Origin of the sequence: Heliobacterium chlorum, from assembly GCF_014502795.1 — a bacterium.
Classification (GTDB): Bacteria; Bacillota; Desulfitobacteriia; order Heliobacteriales; family Heliobacteriaceae; genus Heliobacterium; species Heliobacterium chlorum.
On sequence record NZ_JACVHF010000025.1, the window covers coordinates 1 to 21,983 of the forward strand.

Genomic DNA, 21,983 nt, shown 5'->3' on the forward strand with positions numbered 1-21,983 from the left:
AGTTGTCGTGCCAACGGCAGCGCTGGGTAGCTATGTCGGGAGCGGATAAGCGCTGAAAGCATCTAAGCGCGAAACCGACCCAAAGATGAGACTTCCCACTCGAAAGAGGTAAGACCCCAGGAAGATGACCTGGTTGATCGGCCCGAGATGTACACGCCGTGAGGCGTTCAGTCGACGGGTACGAATCGGTCGAGGACTTGACCTTACAGCTTTACGATACATTAACTCTGTGTAGTGTTGATGGGGTACAAAAGAAGCCATGGTTTGATGAACCATGGCTTCTTTTGTTATAAAGTTTTAATCCTTACCTTGGCTTTTCATTGTCCTTACATGCTGACTGGAGATAAACCACTCGATGAGTCTAGAGGCGATACTAAAACTCGCAGGACGAGTCGGTAGGTGGTCTACGGAAAACCAATCGGCATGCCCAATTTCAACGGGGTCAATCGTAATATCTCCTGCAGCATATTGTGCGGTGAAGCCGATCATGAGTGAATCGGGGAAGGGCCACGGTTGGCTGCCAAAGTATTGAATATGATCGACATCAATGCCGACTTCCTCTTTAACCTCTCGCTTTACACAGTCTTCTAGAGTCTCTCCTGGCTCGACGAATCCGGCAAGTACACTGTACCATTCAGCCCGTGGAACCCGATTGGGACGAGCCAACAAGATCTGATCGTCTTTAATGACGGCGACGATGATGGCCGGGGAGATCCGGGGGTAGACGAGATGACCGCAGTTTTCGCACTGTAATGCGAGTTCCTGGGACGACATCGTTAGAGGACGGCCGCAGCAACCGCAAAACTGATTTTTCTTCAACCATGTGAAGATGTGTAGTGCACGCATGGCCAGAAAGAAATGCTTATCCTCGGTACGTCCATAGAGTCGCCGTAAGTCTGTATAGGAAAAGCCCTCCGGCGGTTGGGCGTCTCCGATAGATGCCACATAAACGCTATTTTCGTCTACCTGACCGATCGGTTGGATTGTTGATAGTTCCATATTTGTGGCTTCAATATCGTCTTGAGTCACGATGTGAGCCATACCCTCAACTTCTTTTATCAGAAGTTCACTGTTGTTGAAGATAAACCAGTATGTACGTTTCTCCATCCCGTCGCCACCTTAACACGAATTACAGTCTCATGCTTCATAGTATCATAATCTCCAGGGAATGAAGTGATCCTGTAAAAAGCTTTAACCGCCAAAATGCTCAACCACGAGATACAGAGTTCTATGGTCTGGCTTCAACGTAATTGAAGTAGACTCGAGACAAGTTATCGAAATAGATTAGGGAAGTAGAACGGGGACCGAACCCTAACCGGTGAGTTCAGTCCCCGTTTTTATGGTTTGAATTTAGCTGAAACACCCGATAAGGGAGCCTCTAATTCTTATTTCCGATAGACGATCCCTTCCGCCACAGCCACGAGATCATCTTTGCTGTCATAGACCTCCATCCGGTAAAAACCGATCTTGCGTGTCTTCTTTTCTTCTTTGGCGATGGCGGTAAGTGTTTCGCCTTCATGAGTGGCCTTCATATAGCTAACATTCACGTTTAATCCAAGGGCAGTCGGTCCGTAGATGTTACTGGCAGCGGCAAAGGCAATATCGATGAGGGTAAAGACCGCACCGCCGTGAGTCAATCCCTTTCCATTCAACAGCGGGGGAGTGACTAGGAGAGTTGCTTTAGCATAACCGGGGCCCACCTCATCCAAAGAGATGCCCAGGTGTTGGGCTAATGCATCTCGTTCCATAAAGCCTTGTCGATAGGAGGCTGGGTCGAGGCAGGCCTCTTCCTCTCTGGGTTCCCGTTCCGTCATCTGTCACCAATCCTTCCTTTACTTTCCTTTTTACCATAGCGCTCTACTGTATAAATGTAAAGGGATTTTAAAGGTGGAAGTGAGTTCGCACAAGGCCCCGTATTCGTTTAATTTCATCGACGAAATTAATGCCCTGCAGCTTTTATGGGGGTAACTGGCTTATTTTGCCCCATAGGATGGATACATACAATTCGATATACTGAAAGGGACTGGATGAATCAATAGGAATAGGGCGTAGGGAGGGAGTTGTCAATGAACAAAAATACAAAGTATATCTTCGTCGTACTATCGATCGTCGGTGCCTTTGTTTTAGGTAGGATGATCTTCGAGCTTCCCTTTCCTCCTGATGCGGCTGTTCCAAGAGTAAACACGACAACAGAGAATAACATCGTCGTAAACATCACTGAACTTCGTGACGTGGCAAACTTAGTGACCTATGAATATACCGGGCAGACCATGATCAATTTTAAAGATCATAAAAGACTCGCTGCCTACGGCTTTTCTTTTGATCTTCCTTTTACAGACCGGCAATACGTGGCTGTGGGCAAGGCCAAAGTGGCCGCTGGAATTGACGCCAGCAAGATGGATATCAAAGAGGTTCAGGGCAAAAAAGTGACCATTGCGATACCAAAAGCTACGATCCGCTATAAAGAATGCCTGCCTGATACATGGGAGGTACTTGTAGATAAGCGGAGTATTCGAAAACTATCGAGAGATGAGATTCATAAACTGGAGAATGACGCCCTAGTTGATTTCACCAATACTGCGATGGAGCAGGGAATTTTGGACAAGGCCGAAGAGAAGGCCAAGGAAACCATCGAGAAGATGCTGAAAGAGGCGGGGGCTACGGAGATTTCTTTTGTCCTATTGCCATAGACGCCACCCTTCGAGAAGGATAACTATACTTACACAGTAGGTTTGCAGTGGAGGTATACCTGTACTATAATGGAAGATATATCTCTACTTTGGATATCCCTGTTCAATAGAAGCGGCTAATAAACTCTTCACTACATGGAAGTTGTTAAGAAAATATGTTCTAAGGGAGGAACTGAACACCCATGGCGCTGATCAACGAAAATTATCTCAAATTGCCTGGCAGCTACCTATTTTCCGAAATCGGCCGGAGAGTCAACCAGTTTAAAAAGGATAACCCCGAAGCCGACATCATCCGTTTAGGGATTGGTGATGTGACACGGCCCCTTACGCCGGCGATCGTCGAGGCGATGAAGCAGGCTGTCGAGGAAATGGGTCGTTTCGATACGTTCCGCGGCTACGGCCCCGAGCAGGGTTATGATTTCTTGCTCGAAAAAATCATCGACCACGATTTTAAGTCCAGAGGGATTGATGTGGCCATCGATGAAGTTTTCGTCAGCGATGGTTCCAAGCCGGATACGGCTAACTTCCAGGAGATCCTCGGTCTCAACAACGTCGTCGCCGTGACCGACCCCGTCTATCCCGTCTATGTCGACAGCAACGTCATGGCTGGTCGTTCGGGACAATTCAACGAAAAAGGCCAGTTTGATAATATCGTCTACCTGCCCTGCACAGAAGAAAATGGCATGAAGCCCCAACTGCCTAAAACCCGTGTCGATATGCTCTATCTCTGCTTCCCCAACAACCCCACTGGGATGACCCTGACGAGGGATGAGTTGAAGCAATGGGTCGATTATGCCCGGGAAAACAAGTCGATCATTTTATATGATGCGGCCTATGAAGCCTTTATCCAGGAAGCAGACATTCCCCGCAGCATTTACGAGATCGAAGGTGCTCGCGAGGTAGCCGTCGAATTCCGCAGCTTCTCCAAGACAGCCGGCTTTACCGGTACCCGCTGTGCTTATACGGTCGTGCCGAAGGAAGTCATGGCCTACGACTCCAACGGGAATGCCCACAGCTTGAACAAGTTCTGGCTGAGAAGACAGACGACCAAGTTCAACGGTGTCTCCTATCCTGTGCAAGCGGCTGCGGCGGCCATCTACTCCGAAGCAGGCCAACAACAGATCCAGGAGAATATCCGTTACTACATGGAGAATGCCCGTCTGATCCGGGAAGGCCTGATTAACCTCGGATACAAGGTCTTCGGTGGTGTGAACGCGCCTTACATCTGGCTGAAGACTCCCGACAACCTGGGCTCTTGGGAGTTCTTCGATAAGCTCTTGAATCAAGCCAACGTCGTGGGAACCCCTGGAGCCGGCTTCGGCGCCAGCGGTGAGGGATACTTCCGTTTGACCGCTTTTGGCACTCGGGAAAACACCGAAAAAGCCCTGGAGCGGATCAAGACGAGAATGTAGAATAAGGTCTACTGAATCCACGTCGGTTAAAACGGCATGGAAATCAGGGCTTCGTGGAATTCATAGAATCGCTGTAAAGGTCGGAAGAGCATTTTCTTCCGGCCTTTTTAATTCCTTGCCTTTCACCGTTTCACTTCACTGCCTTATCATCACATTACCGCTGCCTGTGAGACATCGCTAATCAGTCGGGGTGAGAGGAATCGCCCACAGATTGTGGAATTATTTGAAGTACAGAACAGATGGAGGACGCCGAATTGAGTACTGAGCCTAGTCTTACCCCAAAAGAGATGGGACATAACGCCTGGTCAGGCATGGAAATCTTGCGTAAATTTCAAAGTATCTTTATCGGATGTGTCCTTGCCAGTATCGGCATCATCTTGCTTCGGCACGCTCACCTGGTGACGGGGGGAACGCCCGGGCTGGCTTTGAGTTTATCTTATCTTTTGAACGCATCCTTTTCTACGGTGTACCTGATCGTGAACATCCCTTTTTATATCCTTTCGATCATGCGGATGGGTTGGAGTTTTACCGTGTCGACTTTTTTGGCGACGTTGATCCTCTCTACCACGACGATGGCCGACCGCTTGTTCCCCGCATTTACGGTTCCAGACTGGGCGGGTGCCTTTTTCGGCGGGGCTTTTGTCGGCGTTGGCTTGTCATATCTGTTTTTGAACGGATCTTCCTTAGGCGGGGTCAATATCCTCGTTCTCTATTTCCATAAACGCTTTGGTTGGGATCCGGGGAAGATCACCTTCGTCATCGACTTCTCCGTCGTCATGTCTGCCCTTTACTCGGTAGGGTTCGTTAAAGGTGCCTATTCGGTGTTGTCTGTCGTCATTTTATCGTCCATTATCAGCTTTTCGAAGGGCCGCTTTCCGATCCGGTATAAGCCGGAAGTCAGTTCCCGCTCAATAGGGACGCAGGAGAACCCCTGAACTAAAGCTAAACGGTAACAGTGAGGGAGGATGTTTAAAGTGATTAAGGTCGCCCTTAGTGTTATGGCAATCACAATGGGTGTGGTTTTCACAGTCGCATTAACCGTCACTTACCTCTTCAACCAGATGGTAATCGACGAAGTGAGAGGCCTCCTGGAGGGGAAAAAAGAATATACAAAGGACATCATCCGACGAGAGGATGTAGCAGGGTTGCCCTTGCCGGTTCAAAAATGGCTCGAGCGTTCGAATGTTATCGGAAGGGAGCCTGTTCGGACCGTCCGGTTGGAACAAAAGGGGTTCTTGCGGACCAAAGCCGATCAGCCATGGATGCCCATGCAAGCGGAGCAATACATATCGCCCGACGAGCCGGGGTTTGTGTGGAAGGCGAACATTGAAACAGCACCGCTCTTGTACTTGGTGGGTAGAGACAAGTATCAAAACGGTAAAGGGAGCATGTTGATTAAGTTTCTCGCCCTCGTACCGGTCGTGGATTCGAAGGGACCGGAGATCGATCAAGGGACACTATTACGGTATCTAGGCGAGTGCATATGGGTTCCTTCGGCTGTATTGAATGAGCATATCACTTGGGAAGAAGTCGATGGGAATAGGGCCAAGGCGACCATGAGTTATGGAGGGGTAACCGCGTCGGGCACGTTTACGTTTGACGAAAAGGGTGACGTGATCCAATTCAGCGCCCGCAGATATATGGAAAACAACGGCGAATATCGGTTAGAGGACTGGGTCTGTGTCGTCAAGGGGTATAAGGAATTCCAGGGGATCCGGGTGCCGAATCAGTGCAGCATCGTCTGGAAGTTAAAAAGCGGCGACTTCGAGTGGTTTCGCTTAGAGGTTACCGATATCGTGTATGATCAAGCCTTAGTCGAACCGTAAGAAGGCCTTCTATCGGGACGAATGATTCTAAACATTATACTTTTAGGTATGACCTCATTCGTGCCGCCAGCTAGGCCATCAATTTTTCTTTTATTATCTGTAAAAATGTCGGTCACTGATGAAATGAGATATATGGGTTTATAGGACCTTATGCGAAGGAGGTTTTCTATGAAATTCCGAGTATCTGCGGTACAGTATCACCTGCATACCATCGGATCCTTTGAAGAATTCGCTCAGCAAGTGGAGCATTATGTTAAAACAGCGGCTGAATTTGAAGCCGATTTTGTCCTGTTTCCCGAGTTTGTAACGACGCAGTTGATGTCTATAGGTGATAGCCAGGGGAAGGCACTAACCATTGGGGACCTACCGGCTTTTACGGACGCCTATTGTTCCTTGTTTGCTGGGCTGGCCAAGCAAATGAGGATGCACATCATCGGCGGGACTCACGTGATCCGGGAAAAGGAGCGGTTATACAACGCGGCCCATCTGTTCTACCCTGACGGCAGAGTCGCCCGGCAGCCGAAGATACACATTACGCCTACAGAAGTGAAGGAATGGAATATGGGCGCTGGGAACGAAGTGAACGTCTTCGAAACGGCTAAAGGGACTATCGCCATGTTGACCTGTTATGACATCGAGTTTCCCGAGATTGTCCGGATGGTGAGAGCCAACGGAGCCGATGTGATCTTCTGCCCCTCTTGTACCGATGACCGTCATGGATTTCATCGGGTCCGGTATACGAGCCATGCCCGGACGATCGAAAATCAGGTCTATGTGGTGACCACTGGAACGGTCGGCTCCCTGCCTACGGTTGATTTCATGCGGGCGAACTTCGGTCAAGCGGCGATTCTTACACCGAACGATATTCCCTTTCCACCGAAAGGGATCTTAGCCGAAGGGGAAATCAACCAGGATATGATCGTGACGGCCGATCTGGATTTGGAACTGCTCTATCAGGTTCGGGAGCGGGGGGCTGTCACTACTTGGCGAGACCGGCGAACTGATCTGTATCCCGACTTGTAAGACAAAAAATGAGTGGACAACTAAAGGGCGTTCTGCTTGAGGAATATGACATGATGTGTATTGTGATAAAAAGGTTTTTGTTATTCCTTCGCGAACATGTAACATAAAGTATGAAGTCACCTTTTCCGTTTGTTGAGTGGGGCGATGAGGGATGTCTTTGGGTTATAAAGAAAACTCAATAAGTTTAAATCTAAAGTTTATGGGCGATATCGTGGAAGATTTAGAGCTGGCCGATGCGGTGAGCCTGCTAGAACAACTCGTGTCCATCTTTCTTCGAGAGACGCCTAAAAAATTGGATGCCGTCAGAGAGGCTATTGCCCAAGAAGATGCGAAAGGGTTGCGAGCGAGCGCCCATAGTCTCAAATCAAGCAGTGCCATGTTGGGAGCCGACACAGTGAGCGAACTGAGTTGGAAACTGGAATCGATGGGTCAGTCCGGTGAATTAGCTAGGGCAAGAGAAGTACTCGGGTCTCTGGAAAAAGAGTGTGAACTGGTTTATCAACAGCTTTGCACACTCCGGACGGAGCAATTTTCTGTGCTTCTCCGGTAGAACGAGTCGAAGAGTACGACGTCGAAGCGAACGAAGGCGGGGTGACACCCAAATGGCGCTGGATTCTGAAAAGTGGCATCATCGATTAGGAAGAAATGAGCGTTTGAATCGTCTAAAGACACAGCTTAACCTTTGGGGGATTCTCCTCGTCTTAGTCCCAGCGATCGGGTTTTTAGCGCTCTTCTCGTACGAAGAATATAATCATGTTAGAAATGATAAGTACCAACAACTCACCCATGTTATCGATCTGCAACGTGATGCCATTGACGAATGGTTCGATCAATGCCGCGGGGAAGTACAAACCTTGGCAAGGCTTAACTCGGTGCGAAGCGGAAGTCAGAAAGAGGTCTACGACACCTTTAACAGCTTTATCACGGGACACTCGGATTTTAACGGTTTTGCATTTATCAACAAAGAGGGCTATAACGAAATAGACACGGGCGGCCGGGCCGGAGCCATCAACCTGTCCGACCGAGCCTATTTTCAAGAAGGGAAGAAGGGCAATTCGTATATCTCCGATGTGCTGACAGGAAGAAATACGGGACGTCCGGTGATTATCGTTTCTGCCCCCGTTTACGATGCACAGAACCAATTCAAAGGGATTGTCTTTGGTTCTGTCAGTTTGTCGACGATTGAAACCGTGATGAATCGCTATCAACCGGGGGAGACCGGCGAAACCTACTTGCTCAACGATCAGGGCATTATGCTCACAGAGTCACGATTTACATCCCATTTGATTGAGCGGGGAATCGTCACCGATACGACACGGATGAAGTTAAAGGTCGACAGTGATGCCTATCAGAGTGCCATTCGGGGAATATCGGGCGCATCTACATATAGGAACTACGATGGGGATAAGGTTCTCGGCGCCTTCGCGTGGATGCAGAGGCAGCGCTGGATCATCGTCGGGGAAATCACCGAAGCCGAGGTGTTCCAACCCTTTTACGATCGACAGCGCAAGATGATCGCTTATCTGGTACTGATTGTCCTAGGCTCGATTCCGTTGACCGTATATGTTTCTAACCGGATTCGAGAACCTATCGATCGACTCATTCACGGTTCACGGCTTATGCAACAGAAAAAATACACCCACCGGATTTACTTGCCTGAACGAGGGGGTACACCTTCCGAGTTACGCGAACTCAGCCGCACCTTTAATCATATGGCCGAGACGATCGACGGCCATGTAGAACAGTTGCGTTTAGCCAATGACGCATTAGAACAAGCCCGCGATGCGGCACTATCTGCTTCGAAGGCGAAGTCCGAGTTTTTGGCGAGTATGAGCCATGAAATTCGGACACCGATGAATGCCATATTAGGGATGACGGAGATTCTTTGGGAAACAAACCTGACTTTGGAACAGAGAGAATACTTGCGAATTTGCCGTGCAGCCGGAGACACGCTCTTGACCCTGATTAACGATATTCTCGATCTTTCAAAGGTCGAAAGCGGCCATATGCAGTTGGAAAGCCGGAATTTTCATCTGTCTGAAATGGTGGAAAAGACCAGTGAAATCATGGCGGTACGGGCGCACAAAAAAGGGTTGGAATTGGCCTGTCATCTATCTTCGGACGTGCCCGCCTATGTCGTCGGTGATCCAGAACGGCTGCAGCAAGTGTTGATCAACTTGATCGGCAACGCTATCAAATTTACGGAGCAGGGAGAGATCATCTTACGGATCGAGCGAGATCCGGAGAAGCCAGAAGAGGAAAAGGCCCTTCGTTTTAGCGTGTCTGACACGGGAATTGGCATCTCGCCCGAAAAACAGGAGATCATCTTTGAACGATTTACCCAAGCCGATTCGTCGACGACTCGACGGTACGGAGGCACGGGACTCGGGTTGACGATTTCCCGGCATTTGGTCGAAATGATGAACGGGAAAATATGGGTAGAAAGCATTCTCGGCCGGGGTAGTACCTTCTACTTTACTGCTCAATTTGCAGCTGCCGGAGAAGAAGGCCTTTTGCTGGAGACGGCGAAAACGTATGGGCACACCTTGAAAGGACTTCGTGTACTCATCATCGATGACAACGAAACAAACCGAAGGATCCTTTTAGAGACCCTCAAGTCCTGGGAGGTTATCGCTGTCGAAGCACCGGGGGGAGAAGAAGGGATCGCTGAAATGAAGCGTTCGGCTGATCGAGGAGAGGCCTATCAATTAGTTTTACTCGATTGCCGGATGCCCGGCATGGACGGGTTCCAGGTGGCAGAATTGATCCAGGGAGAACCAGGGCTTCAAGGTTCTACGGTCTTGATGGTGACTTCTGATAACCGGCAAGGTGATATTCTACGGGCTAAACAGCTAGGTTTGGCTGCTTATTTGGTCAAGCCGGTCCGGCGGGCAGCCTTGTACGACACGTTAACTAGAATTATCGGCGTCGATAGCAGAGCCATGGAGCGGGACGCGGGTTCGATAAACTCAGGCGAACCCAAAGGAGAACGGCCCCTGCGCATTTTGCTGGTCGATGATGCCGAAGACAATTGCCTACTTGTGCGCACTTATCTAAAAGATTTGCCCTATCAGATCGATATCGCTGAGAACGGCAGCATCGCCGTGGAAAAATATAAAGAGGGCAACTATGATGTTGTGTTGATGGATATGCTGATGCCTATTATGGATGGGTATATCGCAACGGCGGAAATACGGCGTTGGGAGAAAGAGATGGAACGGAAGGAAATACCGATTATCGCGCTCACGGCCAATGCGATGCAAGAAGACGTCCGGCGCAGTCTTGACGCCGGGTGCAGCGCCCACTTAAGTAAGCCGATTCGGAAAAAAACCTTACTGGAAGCCATCCGGTGGTATACATCACATTCATAAAGCGGCTGGGCTTGGATGATGAGGAAGGGAAAAAGGATGCATATCTTAATCGTTGATGATGCCGAAGACGTCCGAATTTATTTGGATGCAATCCTGTCGAAAGCAGGCTATCAAGTAACGAATATCGATTCGCCCCATAAAGCGCTTGACCTCTTGGAAAAGGGCGATGTGGAAGTGGACCTCGTTTTATTAGATGTGATGATGCCCGAGATGGATGGAATTGAGGTTTGTCGGATCATAAAGTCTCAGGAGGGTTCGGCCGATATTCCGGTTATCATGGTCACAGCGCTAACGAATATGGACGAGTTAGAACGGGCTTTTGCGGCAGGGGCGATGGACTACATCACGAAACCGATCAAAAGGGTGGAACTGCTCGCCCGGATTCGTTCCGCTTTGACCCTGAAAGAGGAGATGGATCGCCGGAAGGCGCGGGAAGAAGAATTATTGGAAGTGACCCGCAGTCTGCAGGAAGTGGTTAAAAAGCTAAAGACCCTGTCTGCCTTGGACGGATTGACCGAACTGGCTAACCGGCGCAGGTTTGACGAATACATTCAAGCAGAATGGAAGCGAGCCATCCGAAACCAAAGAACTTTTTCTTTGATCATGGCGGACATTGACTTTTTCAAAGCCTATAACGATACCTATGGACACCTTGGCGGTGACGAGTGCTTAAAAATTATCGCTCGACTGCTGGAGTCCTTTGCTCGCCGGCCGGCCGATCTGGCTTGCCGCTATGGCGGGGAAGAGTTTGCGCTGATTTTACCGGAGACGGACTGTGATGGGGCGCTTCTACTGGCAGAGGCCATCCGACTCGCCGTCGAAGAGAAGGCGATCCCCCATCAAGCGTCTTCGATCACCGATAAAGTGACCGTTAGTATGGGTGTGGTCACGGTAGTTCCGAAACCGGGTGATTCGTTGGAAGCTTTTATAGACAGAACGGATCAGGCCCTCTACGAAGCGAAGCGAACCGGGAGAAACCGGGTGGAAAGTGTCTGTTTGCTGTGAGTTGATTCCATGCAGGTTTGTCTATATGGCGATCGGGAGTGAAAATGCCGCTGTAGAAGTTACAGCGGCATTTTCGTTTTTGGTTCTGGATGAAGGCGTACCTGTCGACCAGGGTGTTCTACTTGTATAGCTGGAGAGCCTGTTTTCTAAGCCCCTATTGCTTTTTTCTTGTCCAGTAGCATGCCTTCTTTTTGCATTTTTCTGTAAGGGTGATAAGATAGGAGGTAGGGATAAGCCAGGAAAAGAGTTTAGGGGCTGACAAGGAGATAAAACGATGAATACACCATGGGAAATGTTACAATCCTTCCAACCGTTCATCCAGCAAATCTGGCAAAAAGCACACTTTGAACATCCAACCGCAGTCCAACGGCAGGCGGTCCCCGTGATTTTGGCCGGAAAAGATCTGATCGCCGAGTCACCGACGGGGACTGGAAAAACGCTAGCTTACCTGTTACCTATTCTCACGCGGGTAAATTCAGATTCGAAAAATGTCCAGGCAGTCATCGTGGCACCGACACGGGAACTGGTGGCGCAGATTCAGGACGAAGTGAAGCGTTGGACCGAGGGCAGCACCATCGCATCAGTGGCTCTTATCGGCGGTGCCGACATTCGCCGACAGACGGAAAAGCTCAAAGAGCGGCCCCAGATTATCGTCGGGACACCGAATCGCATCGTGGAGCTAATCAAAGGCCGCAAGCTGAAGATGCATGAAGTGAAAACGGTCGTGTTGGATGAGGCCGATCAACTGACCGATATGGGTTTCGCCGAGGCTGTGCAGGACCTGATCCGTGCGACCCTGCGGGACCGTCAGTTGCTGCTTTTTTCAGCCACTCTTCCCGAACGGGTGACCGAATGGGCAAAATCTGTGATGGTCGACCCGGAATTCATACGGGTCCGACGGAATCAAGTGCCTACCGGTTCAGTGAATCATCGTTACTATGTCGGTGATCGGCGGGACAAGGCTGACTTGCTGCGTCAAATCGTGAAAGAACGTGGAACCAAAGCGCTCGTATTCATGAATAATACCGCCTTTTTAGAGCATATCCTCACACGCCTGCGGGAAAAAAATGTTCCCGCTGCGGCGTTGCAGGGAGAAGCGACGGCATCGGAGCGGGAACATATCTTAAAGAACTTCCGGGAAGGCCGGCTCACCGTACTTCTCGGCACGGATTTGGCCGCTCGGGGATTGGATATTCCCGAAGTTACCCACGTGGTCCATTACGACCTTCCAGAGAGACTGACTTCGTTCATTCACCGTACCGGGCGGACGGGACGGATGGGTGCCGCCGGACAGGTCATCGCATTGGTCACCCCTTCTGAGGAGGCACGCCTGAAGAAGTTCTACGGAGAAATGGCCGTAAAAGCGGAGCGAAAAACTGCACCAGCCCGGCAGTTCGCCGATAACGGTAAAGGAAAACCCGCCGGTAAACTTGCGGGAAAGCCCACTGGAAAACTCTCCGAAAAAACGGGAGCGGGTTTCACCGAGAATCGGTCAGAACATCCGTATGGTAAGCCCCAAGGGAAGCCAAAGGAAATACCGACAGGTAAATTTCAAGGCAAGCCCTTTGAAAAGACCGATGGAGAATTCCGAAGCAAGTCTTTTCAGAAGACAGAAGGTAAATTCCCAGGAAAGTCCTTCGAGAGATCTGAGTCGGGTTTTCGAGGTAAGTCATATGATAAACCTGAGGGCAGGTACCAAGGAAAATCCTTGGATAGGTTCGGGGATAGGAACCAAAGTAAATCATTCGATAAGTCCGAAGGAAGAAACCAAGGAAAGCCGCACGATAAGTCCGAAGGCCGGTATCCGGAGAAGTCACAGGGTAGAACTGAAAATAGATTTCAGGGCAAGTCCTATGGAAGAGCTGAAGGTAAATTCCAAGGTACACCATTGAAAAAGTATGACGGTAATTTTCAAGGTAAACCTGATGAAAAAGCGCAGGAACGATCCCAGGGTAAACCGTACGAAAGGCCACCTGGTAAATTTCAGAGCAAGCCCTATGAAAAAACTCACAGTAGAACACATGGAAACGACTTAGGAAAGCCTGCCGGCAAATTTGCCGGAAAACCTTTCGAGAAACCAAAGGGTATAGGGAAAGACAAGCCTTTCGAGACTGCACAGGGAAAACCACTTGGAAAACCGCAGGGAAAACCCGGTGGTAAGCCTGGGAAACCGATGCGGCCTGGAGGAAAGACCTTTACGCCGAAAAAAGGATAGCCAGTAATCAATGTGAACATCGACGAACTCACTTTGCTAACCTTTTGCAACTAACACGAGAAGTCTTACACCAAGGAGTACCTGAGTCGATGACGAAAGACGGAAAGAGTCGAAAAGACATCTCACCTGGGCTGGAAGTGGAAATCGTTCTAAAGAAGGATCAATTGACAGGCAAACGAACCCGTGGGGTGGTAAAAGACATCCTGACCAAATCGCCCCAACATCCCCATGGGATCAAAGTTCGTCTTCAGGACGGCCAAATCGGCCGGGTCCAATCCATCATGGAATAAAATATCAAATCCTACATGGATGTTTTGTCTGGCGGCAGGAATTCTTGGTTCCAAATCTTGAAGGTGATCAACAACGATTGGTCCAAGTGATAGTGAAGGAAAGATTGGAAGAAGATGACCGGTAAATCCTTGACAATGTTCTGAAGCGGTGATAAGATTCGGATCACATTCCCGGGGCATTTGTCAGACAGTCTCCGTGGAAGTAAGTGAGCAACAAAAAACGAGTTGGCTGATCAGAAAGCTGAAGGCCAAGTTTACCCCCTTTGGGGTGGACTTGGTCTTTTTGTTTTTCGTAAGGAAGAGGAGGAATGGCTGTGACGAAATGGGAGAGGGTAAAAGCTGCCCTACAGGGCGGGGATGTCGATCGACCGCCAGTGTCTTTATGGATGAATTATCCCCTCGTCGATCAAGATCCGGTTCAACTAGCGAAAGCCCATGTTATCTTTCAAGAAAAATATGACTTAGATTTTATCAAGTTGACCCCCTTTGACTTGTACTGCGTTGAGGACTGGGGATGCCAGATTAAGTATTTTTGCACAAAGACACAATCCCCGGTCATATACCGGCATGCCATTGAACACATCTCCGACTGGCGGCGACTGAAAGTGTTGCTGCCAACGATCGGAACATTGGGGAAACAACTGATTTTTACTCGCCATGTCAAAGAGTTAGTAAAACCGGATGTTCCCTTTGTCCAGACCGTATACAGCCCTTTGACGATCGCGAGAAAATTGGCTGGGGAGCGAGTGTTCGAGGATTTACGGGAAGACCCGAAAATCCTGCACAAGGCACTGGAAGTGATCACGGAAACTACGATCGAATTTGTCAAGGCGAACCTTGCGGCAGGAGCTTCTGGGGTCTTTTTTGCTACAGCCTGCGCCAATCATGGCTCTTTGACGCCAGATGAATATGAGGAGTTTTGCCGTCCCTACGATCTAGATGTGCTGCGAGCGGCCAGTGCCGGATGGTTCAATATACTTCACATCCACGGCAGCCGGATCATGTTTGACGAACTGCTCGACTATCCAGTACACGCTATAAACTGGCATGATTGCCATGAGTATCCGCCCCTGAAACAGGCCCGAGAGATGACCGATAAGTGCATCATCGGCGGCTTGGATGAGGCTGGACCCATCTCTTACGGGAATCCCTATCAAGTCATTCAAGAGGTAGCAACCTTTTTACGGGAGACTGATTTGCGTGGTGTCATGGTTGGTCCGGGATGTGTCACTGTTCCCAACCCTCCGGAAAACAATATAACGACAGTTCGGTTAGTTGTCGAGCGTTATGCTGACAAAGCAAACTGGAAGTACCTATCGCAGGATTCAGCTTGCCTGTAGTCGGCTTGCCTAGAAGATATCGCTACACTTTTGGTTGATGAAGGCTGTTGCCAAGATAAAAAAATGTTGAATGAGAACTATTTTCTCTTGAGAAGTGTTATCATTGGTGCTATAATAACAATGTGCCCAAGATAATGAAAAACAAGGAGTGCTCAATATGTTTCAACAATTCTTTTCCGACGAAGTAGCAGAAGCCAAAATTCAGAATGCCCTCCGGCGTTTTAACCGCTTCCTTGAAGAACAGAATTACACCGCCGTCAAAGTAAATGTGGACTGATTCTTCCTGTCCCCAATGAACATATAGGGTTAGTTCAAAAAGACAAGGATTCTCTACCGTTACGGTAAAGAATCCTTGTCTTTTCTTTTTAGCCAAAAGATAGACAATTGTTTACAAAATTTTTTTTGTCACAAGTAAAATATTGCGACTAAATTGACGAGTCGTCTCATAAGAATAATATGGAAAAATTTTCTTTTTGTGTTGTTATGGTGGGGGGGTGATGGTATCAAGAACCGTTGTCATCGTACCGACGAACGAGAGAAAGAGGCTAAGCCGAAGATGAGACGTCGGGATTTTCTACATATGGCCGCAACTTTTGTCGGTGCGGCAATGGGCGGGAGTTACTTTGCGAAAGAATATCTGGTTCCCTTAATGGAAAATGACCTGCCAATGCCCCCGTTGCCGTCAGGAGTAGTCCCGCAACCCGTAATGTTCCCCGCCAAGACACAGGATGTGAATTGGAATCTCTTAATTTACAACGGAAAAATTGTCGACGGGCTGGGAGTACCTGCTTATGAGGGCGCCATCGCCATTAAGGGCGATCGGATTGAAGCGGTGGTAAAGTCAGAAGCAGAAACCCGCCTGGAGAAAGGACTTTATATCAACGGAAACCAGCGCTATCGACTGCCGGAGCAATGCCAGATTATTGACGCAGCCGGTGGTTGTATCACACCCGGTTTTGTTGACATCCATACCCATAATGAAGACTATCTAAAGGCCAATCCGCTCGCCGGAGTACGACTTTTTCAGGGGATTACCTCCCAAATTGGCGGAAATTGTGGCGACTCTATCGACAACATCAAGGATTTTCGCAATGAAATGGGGTCGCTCGGGGTCAACTACGGACAGTTCGTGGGCTATTTAAACCTTCGCCGGCAGGTACTAGGCGGGGACGTAGACCGTAAAGCGTCGCCAAAAGAGATCGATCAGATGCGGAATTTGCTCCTCCGGGGGCTTAGTGAAGGGGCCACAGGGATGTCGGTGGCCCTTGAATATACGCCCCAGTACTCCATGGCCAAAGAGGAGTTAAAACAGTATGCCCAAGCCTTGAAGAGCAAAAAAGCCCTTTTAGCGGTGCACCTGCGTAGTGAGTCACAATACTTGCTGGAAGCCGTGAACGAGATTCTTGAGGTTGCACAAGCGACTGGAGTGTCCCTTCAAATCTCCCACGTGAAAGCCTTGCTGCCGGAGAACTGGTCTAAATTCCCCAAGATGTTGGATAAGATACGTCAAGCGGCTGAATCCGGTTTGGACGTCTGGGGGGATATGTATGTCTATGACTATCCCTCCTGGGATTTTGGCAGCACTCAGGTTTTTATCTCTGAGGACAACATCGCTCTTGGATTGGCTCACCCACGCATCTTTATTGCCAGTGACGCTGGCCTCTATGAAAACGGGGGAGCTGGACATCCCCGGGCTTATGGGAACTATCCGCGAGTGATCTCGCGATATGTCCGGCAAAATGGGGTGCTCACACTGGAAAAAGCTGTAGCCAAGATGACCAGCATTCCCGCAACTCGACTCGGATTGAGAGACCGAGGCCGGCTCACGGCAGGGGCGAAAGCAGACGTGATCGTCTTTGACTACGAGCGCTTCCGGGATCTCGCCCGAAAGGAACATCCGGACCTGCTACCAGAGGGGATGAAGCACGTTTTCGTCAATGGAGTGCAGGTGATCGACGGAGGGAAGCAGACAGGCAAAAGGCCTGGCGAGTGGTTGAAGGGGGAAGGGATCGAACATGCTCTACTGTAAACGCTGTGGATGGAAGCCAATGGAAGGCTGGGAGATCATCTGTGGAAAGTGCGGGGCACGCCTGACTGAGGGGGAGCCTTCGGAAGATACACCAAAGGCCCTAAAAGAAGATACCCCAAAAAGTGAATCAAATAGCACTGACGATCTAGGAAAGGGGCCGTCAAAAACGAGTGAAGCGACAGAAACGGCAAAATCAGATACAGTGAAGACCAAGTCGGATACGAAACAGGATGCAGGAAAACCGGATAAGGGGAAGGTAGAGGCTTCTTCCTCCAAGGGGAGTTCTGCCCAAACGGAGATATCTGCAACCGTAGACGAGCCGATTATTCTGAAAAGCAACGAGAAAGCCGCCGCAAAGGGTACCAAAGGGCCGGCGTCGGAAAAGAAAAAAGGCGGGAAGTGGAAGATCGTCGTCTCTGTTATCGTGGCGGGAGCTCTCTTCGGCGGTGGCGGAGCTTACTGGTGGATCAACTACAGCAAGCAAGTCTTAGCCGAATCGGATTATTTCCGGCAGATGCAGCAGGTCCTCGCGGATATAGACGGTGTCAACGGCGGCCTCATTCAGAGTCTGAACGATGTTCCCTTGAAAAACGATGGGAAACTGAATGAAGACCAAATAAGTCAATTAGAAAAGAAACTGGATGAGGCGAAAGACAAACATGGCTCTATGCAAGCACCGCAGAAATATATAGGAGAGCAAGATACGATCAACGAAGTGATCGCCCTCGAGAAAAATCTGATCAGCCAAGTGGAAGAAGCATGGAAGACCTTATTTAAAGCAAAAAACACCTATCAGGAACTCCAGCAAAAGGTGGAAGTGCTCAGGGGAATCAGCGATGTGGACATCCATAACAATTTGAATCAGATCGGCAGTCGGATCAGTGGAGTTTTCGATGTGCAACGGCCGCCGGTGACCTTAAAATCGATCGCTCAACAGGTGGCGGAAGGCGCAAAAAACAGCGAAGGTAAGTCACCAGAGCCGGGTTCATCGGAGGCAAAACCGGCTGAACCGTCCGGTAATGGGAATAACGCTGCCGGAAACAATGGTGGAAACGCGGCTGCGCTGGATCCAAAGACCTTCTTCGCGTCCATGGACTCGCTCGTGGCACAGTACGATACGGCTAAGGCAAATCTGTCGAAGTCGTTCAACGAATTTAACTATGGAAGACTCGACTGGACCGGTCTGTCGAATGCAGTTGCGGAGGGGAAAAAAGTGCGTCTAGCTCTCCAAGCACAGATCGAAGCTCTACCGACGCCTCAAGAGTACCAACCCTTAAAATATGAACTCCTCGGAGCGCTGAACCAGGCGATCCAGTATTGCGATGCAGTACAGGAAGCAGCTAACTTGGCTTTAAAGGGCAGTGACAATGATTCCCGAGCGAAAATGACGGAAGCGCAACAGTTGAATGGTTGTATCCAAAAGTTTTATAACCAGTTTCTTAAGGACTATAATGCCAAGAAGGCCGGGGGCTAAGTGCGAAGTTAACGAAGCCTATTGAAGAGCTTAATAACATAAAAATAGTCTGATAACATAGGAAAAGTTCAACACCATAAAAAAAGAGGAGAGGCCGACAAAATTATGGCCCATCCTCTTTTTTTTCTTTTTTAGAGTTATTGTTGTGTATTATCGGACCTCCAGCTTTGTAGGCCTTAACCTTCCCCACATTCTTCTAAGAGCTTTTTCGCTTCCACATACATGGCGATTCCGGAAGCGACCTTTTTGGCTTCCCGCATCGCCAGAACTACGGTGGCCGGTTCGTGGACTACATCACCACCGGCAAAGACGCCGCGCCGAGTTGTCATACCGTAGGGGCGCTCCCGGGTAATGACATAGCCGTTGCGGTCCACTTCGATGCCGCCGGTGGAAGTGATGATCCGTGCTGCTGGTCTCTGGCCGATGGCGAGGACGATCTTATCAGCAGGAAGGGTTTCTTTCTGGCCTGTACTGACGAGGTGTCCCTCAGAGTCAAAGGTCGTATGTTCTACCTCGATGGCAGACAGAATCTCCTCGCCGATAAATTGAACCGGTGACGACATCCAGAGAAAAGAAACTCCTTCGGCTTTGGCGTCTTCGTATTCGCTGCGCAAAGCCGTAATCTCAGACTCGCCGCGGCGGTAGACTACGGCCACTTTGGAAGCGCCGAGTCGAAGAGCGGTGCGGGCCGCGTCCATGGCCACGTTGCCTGCGCCGATGACAAAGACTTTATCACCGATGGAGATGGGAATTTCCCGGTGGCTCACTTTCCCGGCGTTGGCAAGAGAGACCACACGCAGAAAGTAGGCCGCTTGAATGACTCCAGGCAATTCGTTGCCGGGGATGTCCATGCGTTTTGGCAGGGCTGTGCCAGTGCCGAGAAATACGGCATCATAGCCTTCGGCAAAAAGCTCATCTACCGCAATATCTTGACCGACGACCACTTTGTTGTGGAACGTGACGCCCAGGTTCTCGATTTTGGCAATTTCCCTTCGAACGACTTCCTTGTTTAAACGAAAGTCGGGGATGCCATACATGAGCACACCGCCCGGTTCTTCTTGAGCATCAAAGACGGTGACATCAAAACACTGTTTCGCTAGATCGCCGGCTACAGTCAGCCCAGCAGGACCGGAGCCAATTACGGCTACTTTTCCTTTATTCAGAACGGGGCAGGCCGTAGGCTGGGTGATCCCCATTTCGGCATCAAAATCGGCGATAAATCGTTCCAGTTTGCCGATCTTGATCCCCGAGCCCTTTTTGTTGAGGACACAATAGCTTTCACACTGTTTTTCATGAGCACAGACCCGCCCGCAAACAGCGGGGAGGTTGCTTCGCTGGGCAATGATCGCGCTGGCTTCGCCGATATTGCCTTGGGCTAATGCTTCAATGAATTGGGGGATTTCGTTTTCGATGGGGCAGCCGCTGCGGCAGGCCGGTTTCGGACAGCGCAGGCAACGCTTGGCCTCGGCGATGGCTTGTCGCGGTGTGTACCCTTTGTCGATTTCTTCGAAAGAGAGCTCAACAGTGTCAAAATCGCTTCCTTTATCAATAATCAATGGAATCCCCCCGCTTTATTCGTGGTAAGAATATTTGGACCTATAATAATTCCCTAACTTCTGAGGGATTCCTGCATGGGTAAAGATGAAAGAAAGCTCCCTAGTACGTTGATGTACCGGGGAGCTGTTTACTTTAATGAAGTGTTTGTTGAGGTAGGTTTCGAGGGGGCGGGTTGAATTTTCCCCGGTTGTTTTTGTCGCCGGCATAGACTCGCCCTCGGTTGCCAGTGCCTTTGTGCGTTTTCTTTTGAAAAGGCTTACGAACTCTCAGGGGTGATTCAGGGGTAAGTTGAATCGTGAGATTGTTCGTTTCTTTGGTCAGCAGTTTCAAGGCTGCCGCTAATAGGGAGACCGAATCTTCTTCATTCAGCAATTCCTCGGCTCGGGTTTTATAGGGGTCGATACGCCCTTCTTGGACAACTCGCAACAGTTTATCCATAGCCAAGCGCTGTTGGCCTTCCCGGGCTTCGGTGACGGTAGGGATCGACATGCGAAGCATCTTTCGCCGGGTCGACCGCTCGATGGTCCGCAGATGATCGATCTCGCGGGGGGTGATAAAGGTGACAGCTACACCAGTCTGGCCGGCCCGGCCCGTTCGTCCGATGCGGTGCACGTAACCCTCCGGGTCTTGGGGGATATCGAAGTTGTACACGTGGGTGACGCCGCTGATATCCAAGCCGCGAGCGGCTACATCGGTGGCGACCAAGATCTCCACAGTCCCTTCGCGGAACTGGCGGATGACACTGTCCCGTTTGCCTTGGGTCAGATCGCCGTGAATGCCCTCGGCTGAGTAGCCCCGTTTTTTCAAGGCTTCTGACAGTTCATCGACCCGCCGCTTGGTACGGCCGAAGACGATAGAACGTTCCGGCGATTGAATGTCAAGCAGGCGAGAGAGTACGTCAAACTTCTGGCGCTCCTGCATTTCGACGTACTGCTGTTCGACCAGGGGAATGGTAACTTCCTTGGCTTGGATTTTAATCAACTCAGGATCTTTCATGAACCGTTGGGCCAATGTTTGGATTGGTCTGGGCATCGTGGCGGAGAACAGGAGTGTCTGCCGGGTATCGGGCGTTTCTTGCAGAATCGTTTCGATGTCTTCTAAAAAGCCCATGTTTAACATTTCATCGGCTTCGTCGAGGACAATGATGCTGATTTGCCCGAGACGGATCGTTTTTCTACGCATATGATCCATCAGCCGGCCTGGCGTCGCCACGACGATTTGGGGATGCTTTTTCAAGGCCCGAATCTGCCGGACGATATCCTGTCCCCCGTAGATAGGCAACGACTGGACTCCAGCCTGGTTCCCGATCCGGTTGAGTTCTTCGGCCACTTGAATAGCCAATTCCCGGGTGGGCGTCAGGACGATTGCTTGCAGTTGTCCTTCTTTGTTGCTTGACTTTTCGATCAGGGGAATGCCGAAAGCGGCCGTTTTTCCCGTGCCTGTCTGGGCCTGCCCGATCAGATCTTTTCCATCCATAGCCGGAGGGATCGTTTGCGCCTGAATCGGTGTTGGCTCCTCAAAGCCCATGGTATTGAGAGACTGCAGAATTCTATCGGAAATGCCTAACGCTTTGAATTTTTCCAACCTGCTCCATCCTCCATTATCTATACTGCTCTTAGGTTTGCCGGGGATGGAGTGGACTATTATCATAATTTTTCGAGGTTCGAAGCCAAGCTTTCGAAAAGGTGGATAGGAATTGAGTAGTTGCAGGCCTATCGGTGAAAAGCTAAACTATTTTTGACTTTCGATGA

Annotated in this window: 17 protein-coding genes and 1 rRNA gene; 14 read left to right on the forward strand and 4 right to left on the reverse strand. The window is 49.8% G+C overall.

Features of this window, described 5'->3' with window-relative positions:
• Window positions 1–205 (forward strand): 23S ribosomal RNA (locus H1S01_RS16490); the annotation flags it as partial.
• Between the two features lie 92 nt (window positions 206–297).
• Here the strand turns inward: H1S01_RS16490 and nudC are convergent.
• The gene (gene nudC, locus H1S01_RS16495; protein WP_188041503.1) at window positions 298–1,107 is read right to left on the reverse strand and encodes an NAD(+) diphosphatase; all 810 of its coding nucleotides are present in this window, start codon (window positions 1,105–1,107) and stop codon (window positions 298–300) included.
• A gap of 278 nt (window positions 1,108–1,385) precedes the next feature.
• Window positions 1,386–1,814 (reverse strand): PaaI family thioesterase, encoded by a 429-nt coding sequence (locus tag H1S01_RS16500; RefSeq protein ID WP_243237394.1) that lies wholly within the window; start codon window positions 1,812–1,814, stop codon window positions 1,386–1,388.
• Between the two features lie 252 nt (window positions 1,815–2,066).
• Between H1S01_RS16500 and H1S01_RS16505 the strand changes: the two genes are divergently transcribed.
• From H1S01_RS16505 to H1S01_RS16565, 13 genes are all read left to right on the forward strand, one after another.
• Window positions 2,067–2,690, forward strand: a complete 624-nt coding sequence (locus tag H1S01_RS16505; RefSeq protein WP_188041504.1) for a DUF4230 domain-containing protein — start codon at window positions 2,067–2,069, stop codon at window positions 2,688–2,690.
• Between the two features lie 182 nt (window positions 2,691–2,872).
• Window positions 2,873–4,102, forward strand: a complete 1,230-nt coding sequence (locus tag H1S01_RS16510; protein WP_188041505.1) for an LL-diaminopimelate aminotransferase — start codon at window positions 2,873–2,875, stop codon at window positions 4,100–4,102.
• A 254-nt stretch (window positions 4,103–4,356) separates the two neighbouring features.
• The gene (locus H1S01_RS16515; protein WP_207732386.1) at window positions 4,357–5,037 is read left to right on the forward strand and encodes a YitT family protein; all 681 of its coding nucleotides are present in this window, start codon (window positions 4,357–4,359) and stop codon (window positions 5,035–5,037) included.
• Window positions 5,038–5,076: 39 nt separating this feature from the next.
• On the forward strand, window positions 5,077–5,928 hold the full coding sequence (locus tag H1S01_RS16520) for a DUF6544 family protein (protein ID WP_207732387.1): 852 nt from the start codon (window positions 5,077–5,079) through the stop codon (window positions 5,926–5,928).
• A gap of 168 nt (window positions 5,929–6,096) precedes the next feature.
• Window positions 6,097–6,951 (forward strand): carbon-nitrogen hydrolase family protein, encoded by an 855-nt coding sequence (locus H1S01_RS16525; protein ID WP_188041507.1) that lies wholly within the window; start codon window positions 6,097–6,099, stop codon window positions 6,949–6,951.
• Between the two features lie 157 nt (window positions 6,952–7,108).
• A complete protein-coding gene (locus H1S01_RS16530) occupies window positions 7,109–7,501 on the forward strand; it encodes an Hpt domain-containing protein (protein WP_188041508.1) in 393 nt (130 codons plus the stop codon).
• Window positions 7,502–7,604: 103 nt separating this feature from the next.
• Window positions 7,605–10,322: a response regulator gene (locus H1S01_RS16535; RefSeq protein WP_188041509.1), complete on the forward strand. Its 2,718-nt coding sequence runs from the start codon at window positions 7,605–7,607 to the stop codon at window positions 10,320–10,322.
• Between the two features lie 36 nt (window positions 10,323–10,358).
• A complete protein-coding gene (locus H1S01_RS16540) occupies window positions 10,359–11,327 on the forward strand; it encodes a diguanylate cyclase (protein WP_188041510.1) in 969 nt (322 codons plus the stop codon).
• Between the two features lie 274 nt (window positions 11,328–11,601).
• Complete coding sequence (locus tag H1S01_RS16545; protein WP_207732388.1) at window positions 11,602–13,542, forward strand: DEAD/DEAH box helicase; 1,941 nt, start codon at window positions 11,602–11,604, stop codon at window positions 13,540–13,542.
• 89 nt (window positions 13,543–13,631) lie between these two features.
• Complete coding sequence (locus H1S01_RS16550; protein ID WP_188041511.1) at window positions 13,632–13,832, forward strand: YwbE family protein; 201 nt, start codon at window positions 13,632–13,634, stop codon at window positions 13,830–13,832.
• Between the two features lie 314 nt (window positions 13,833–14,146).
• Window positions 14,147–15,172 (forward strand): uroporphyrinogen decarboxylase family protein, encoded by a 1,026-nt coding sequence (locus H1S01_RS16555; RefSeq protein ID WP_188041512.1) that lies wholly within the window; start codon window positions 14,147–14,149, stop codon window positions 15,170–15,172.
• Between the two features lie 556 nt (window positions 15,173–15,728).
• The gene (locus H1S01_RS16560) at window positions 15,729–17,201 is read left to right on the forward strand and encodes an N-acyl-D-amino-acid deacylase family protein (RefSeq protein WP_188041513.1); all 1,473 of its coding nucleotides are present in this window, start codon (window positions 15,729–15,731) and stop codon (window positions 17,199–17,201) included.
• Window positions 17,188–18,675 carry a hypothetical protein gene (locus H1S01_RS16565; protein WP_188041514.1) on the forward strand — a complete coding sequence of 496 codons (1,488 nt, stop codon included), beginning with the start codon at window positions 17,188–17,190 and terminating at the stop codon, window positions 18,673–18,675. The genes H1S01_RS16560 and H1S01_RS16565 overlap by 14 nt, the downstream gene beginning before the upstream one ends.
• Window positions 18,676–18,851: 176 nt before the next feature.
• Here H1S01_RS16565 and H1S01_RS16570 read toward each other — a convergent pair whose 3' ends face one another.
• Window positions 18,852–20,231: an NAD(P)-dependent oxidoreductase gene (locus H1S01_RS16570; protein WP_188041515.1), complete on the reverse strand. Its 1,380-nt coding sequence runs from the start codon at window positions 20,229–20,231 to the stop codon at window positions 18,852–18,854.
• A 133-nt stretch (window positions 20,232–20,364) separates the two neighbouring features.
• Complete coding sequence (gene cshA / locus H1S01_RS16575) at window positions 20,365–21,816, reverse strand: degradosome RNA helicase CshA (RefSeq protein ID WP_423751933.1); 1,452 nt, start codon at window positions 21,814–21,816, stop codon at window positions 20,365–20,367.
• Window positions 21,817–21,983: the final 167 nt, after the last annotated feature.

Coding starts and splice junctions, on each gene's coding strand:
- H1S01_RS16560 (WP_188041513.1), top strand. CDS start 15,729: ATGAGACGTCGGGATTTTCTACATATGGCCGCAACTTTTGTCGGTGCG.
- H1S01_RS16545 (WP_207732388.1), top strand. CDS start 11,602: ATGAATACACCATGGGAAATGTTACAATCCTTCCAACCGTTCATCCAG.
- H1S01_RS16565 (WP_188041514.1), top strand. CDS start 17,188: ATGCTCTACTGTAAACGCTGTGGATGGAAGCCAATGGAAGGCTGGGAG.
- H1S01_RS16540 (WP_188041510.1), top strand. CDS start 10,359: ATGCATATCTTAATCGTTGATGATGCCGAAGACGTCCGAATTTATTTG.
- H1S01_RS16525 (WP_188041507.1), top strand. CDS start 6,097: ATGAAATTCCGAGTATCTGCGGTACAGTATCACCTGCATACCATCGGA.
- H1S01_RS16550 (WP_188041511.1), top strand. CDS start 13,632: ATGACGAAAGACGGAAAGAGTCGAAAAGACATCTCACCTGGGCTGGAA.
- H1S01_RS16510 (WP_188041505.1), top strand. CDS start 2,873: ATGGCGCTGATCAACGAAAATTATCTCAAATTGCCTGGCAGCTACCTA.
- H1S01_RS16505 (WP_188041504.1), top strand. CDS start 2,067: ATGAACAAAAATACAAAGTATATCTTCGTCGTACTATCGATCGTCGGT.
- nudC (WP_188041503.1), bottom strand. CDS start 1,107: ATGGAGAAACGTACATACTGGTTTATCTTCAACAACAGTGAACTTCTG.
- H1S01_RS16500 (WP_243237394.1), bottom strand. CDS start 1,814: ATGACGGAACGGGAACCCAGAGAGGAAGAGGCCTGCCTCGACCCAGCC.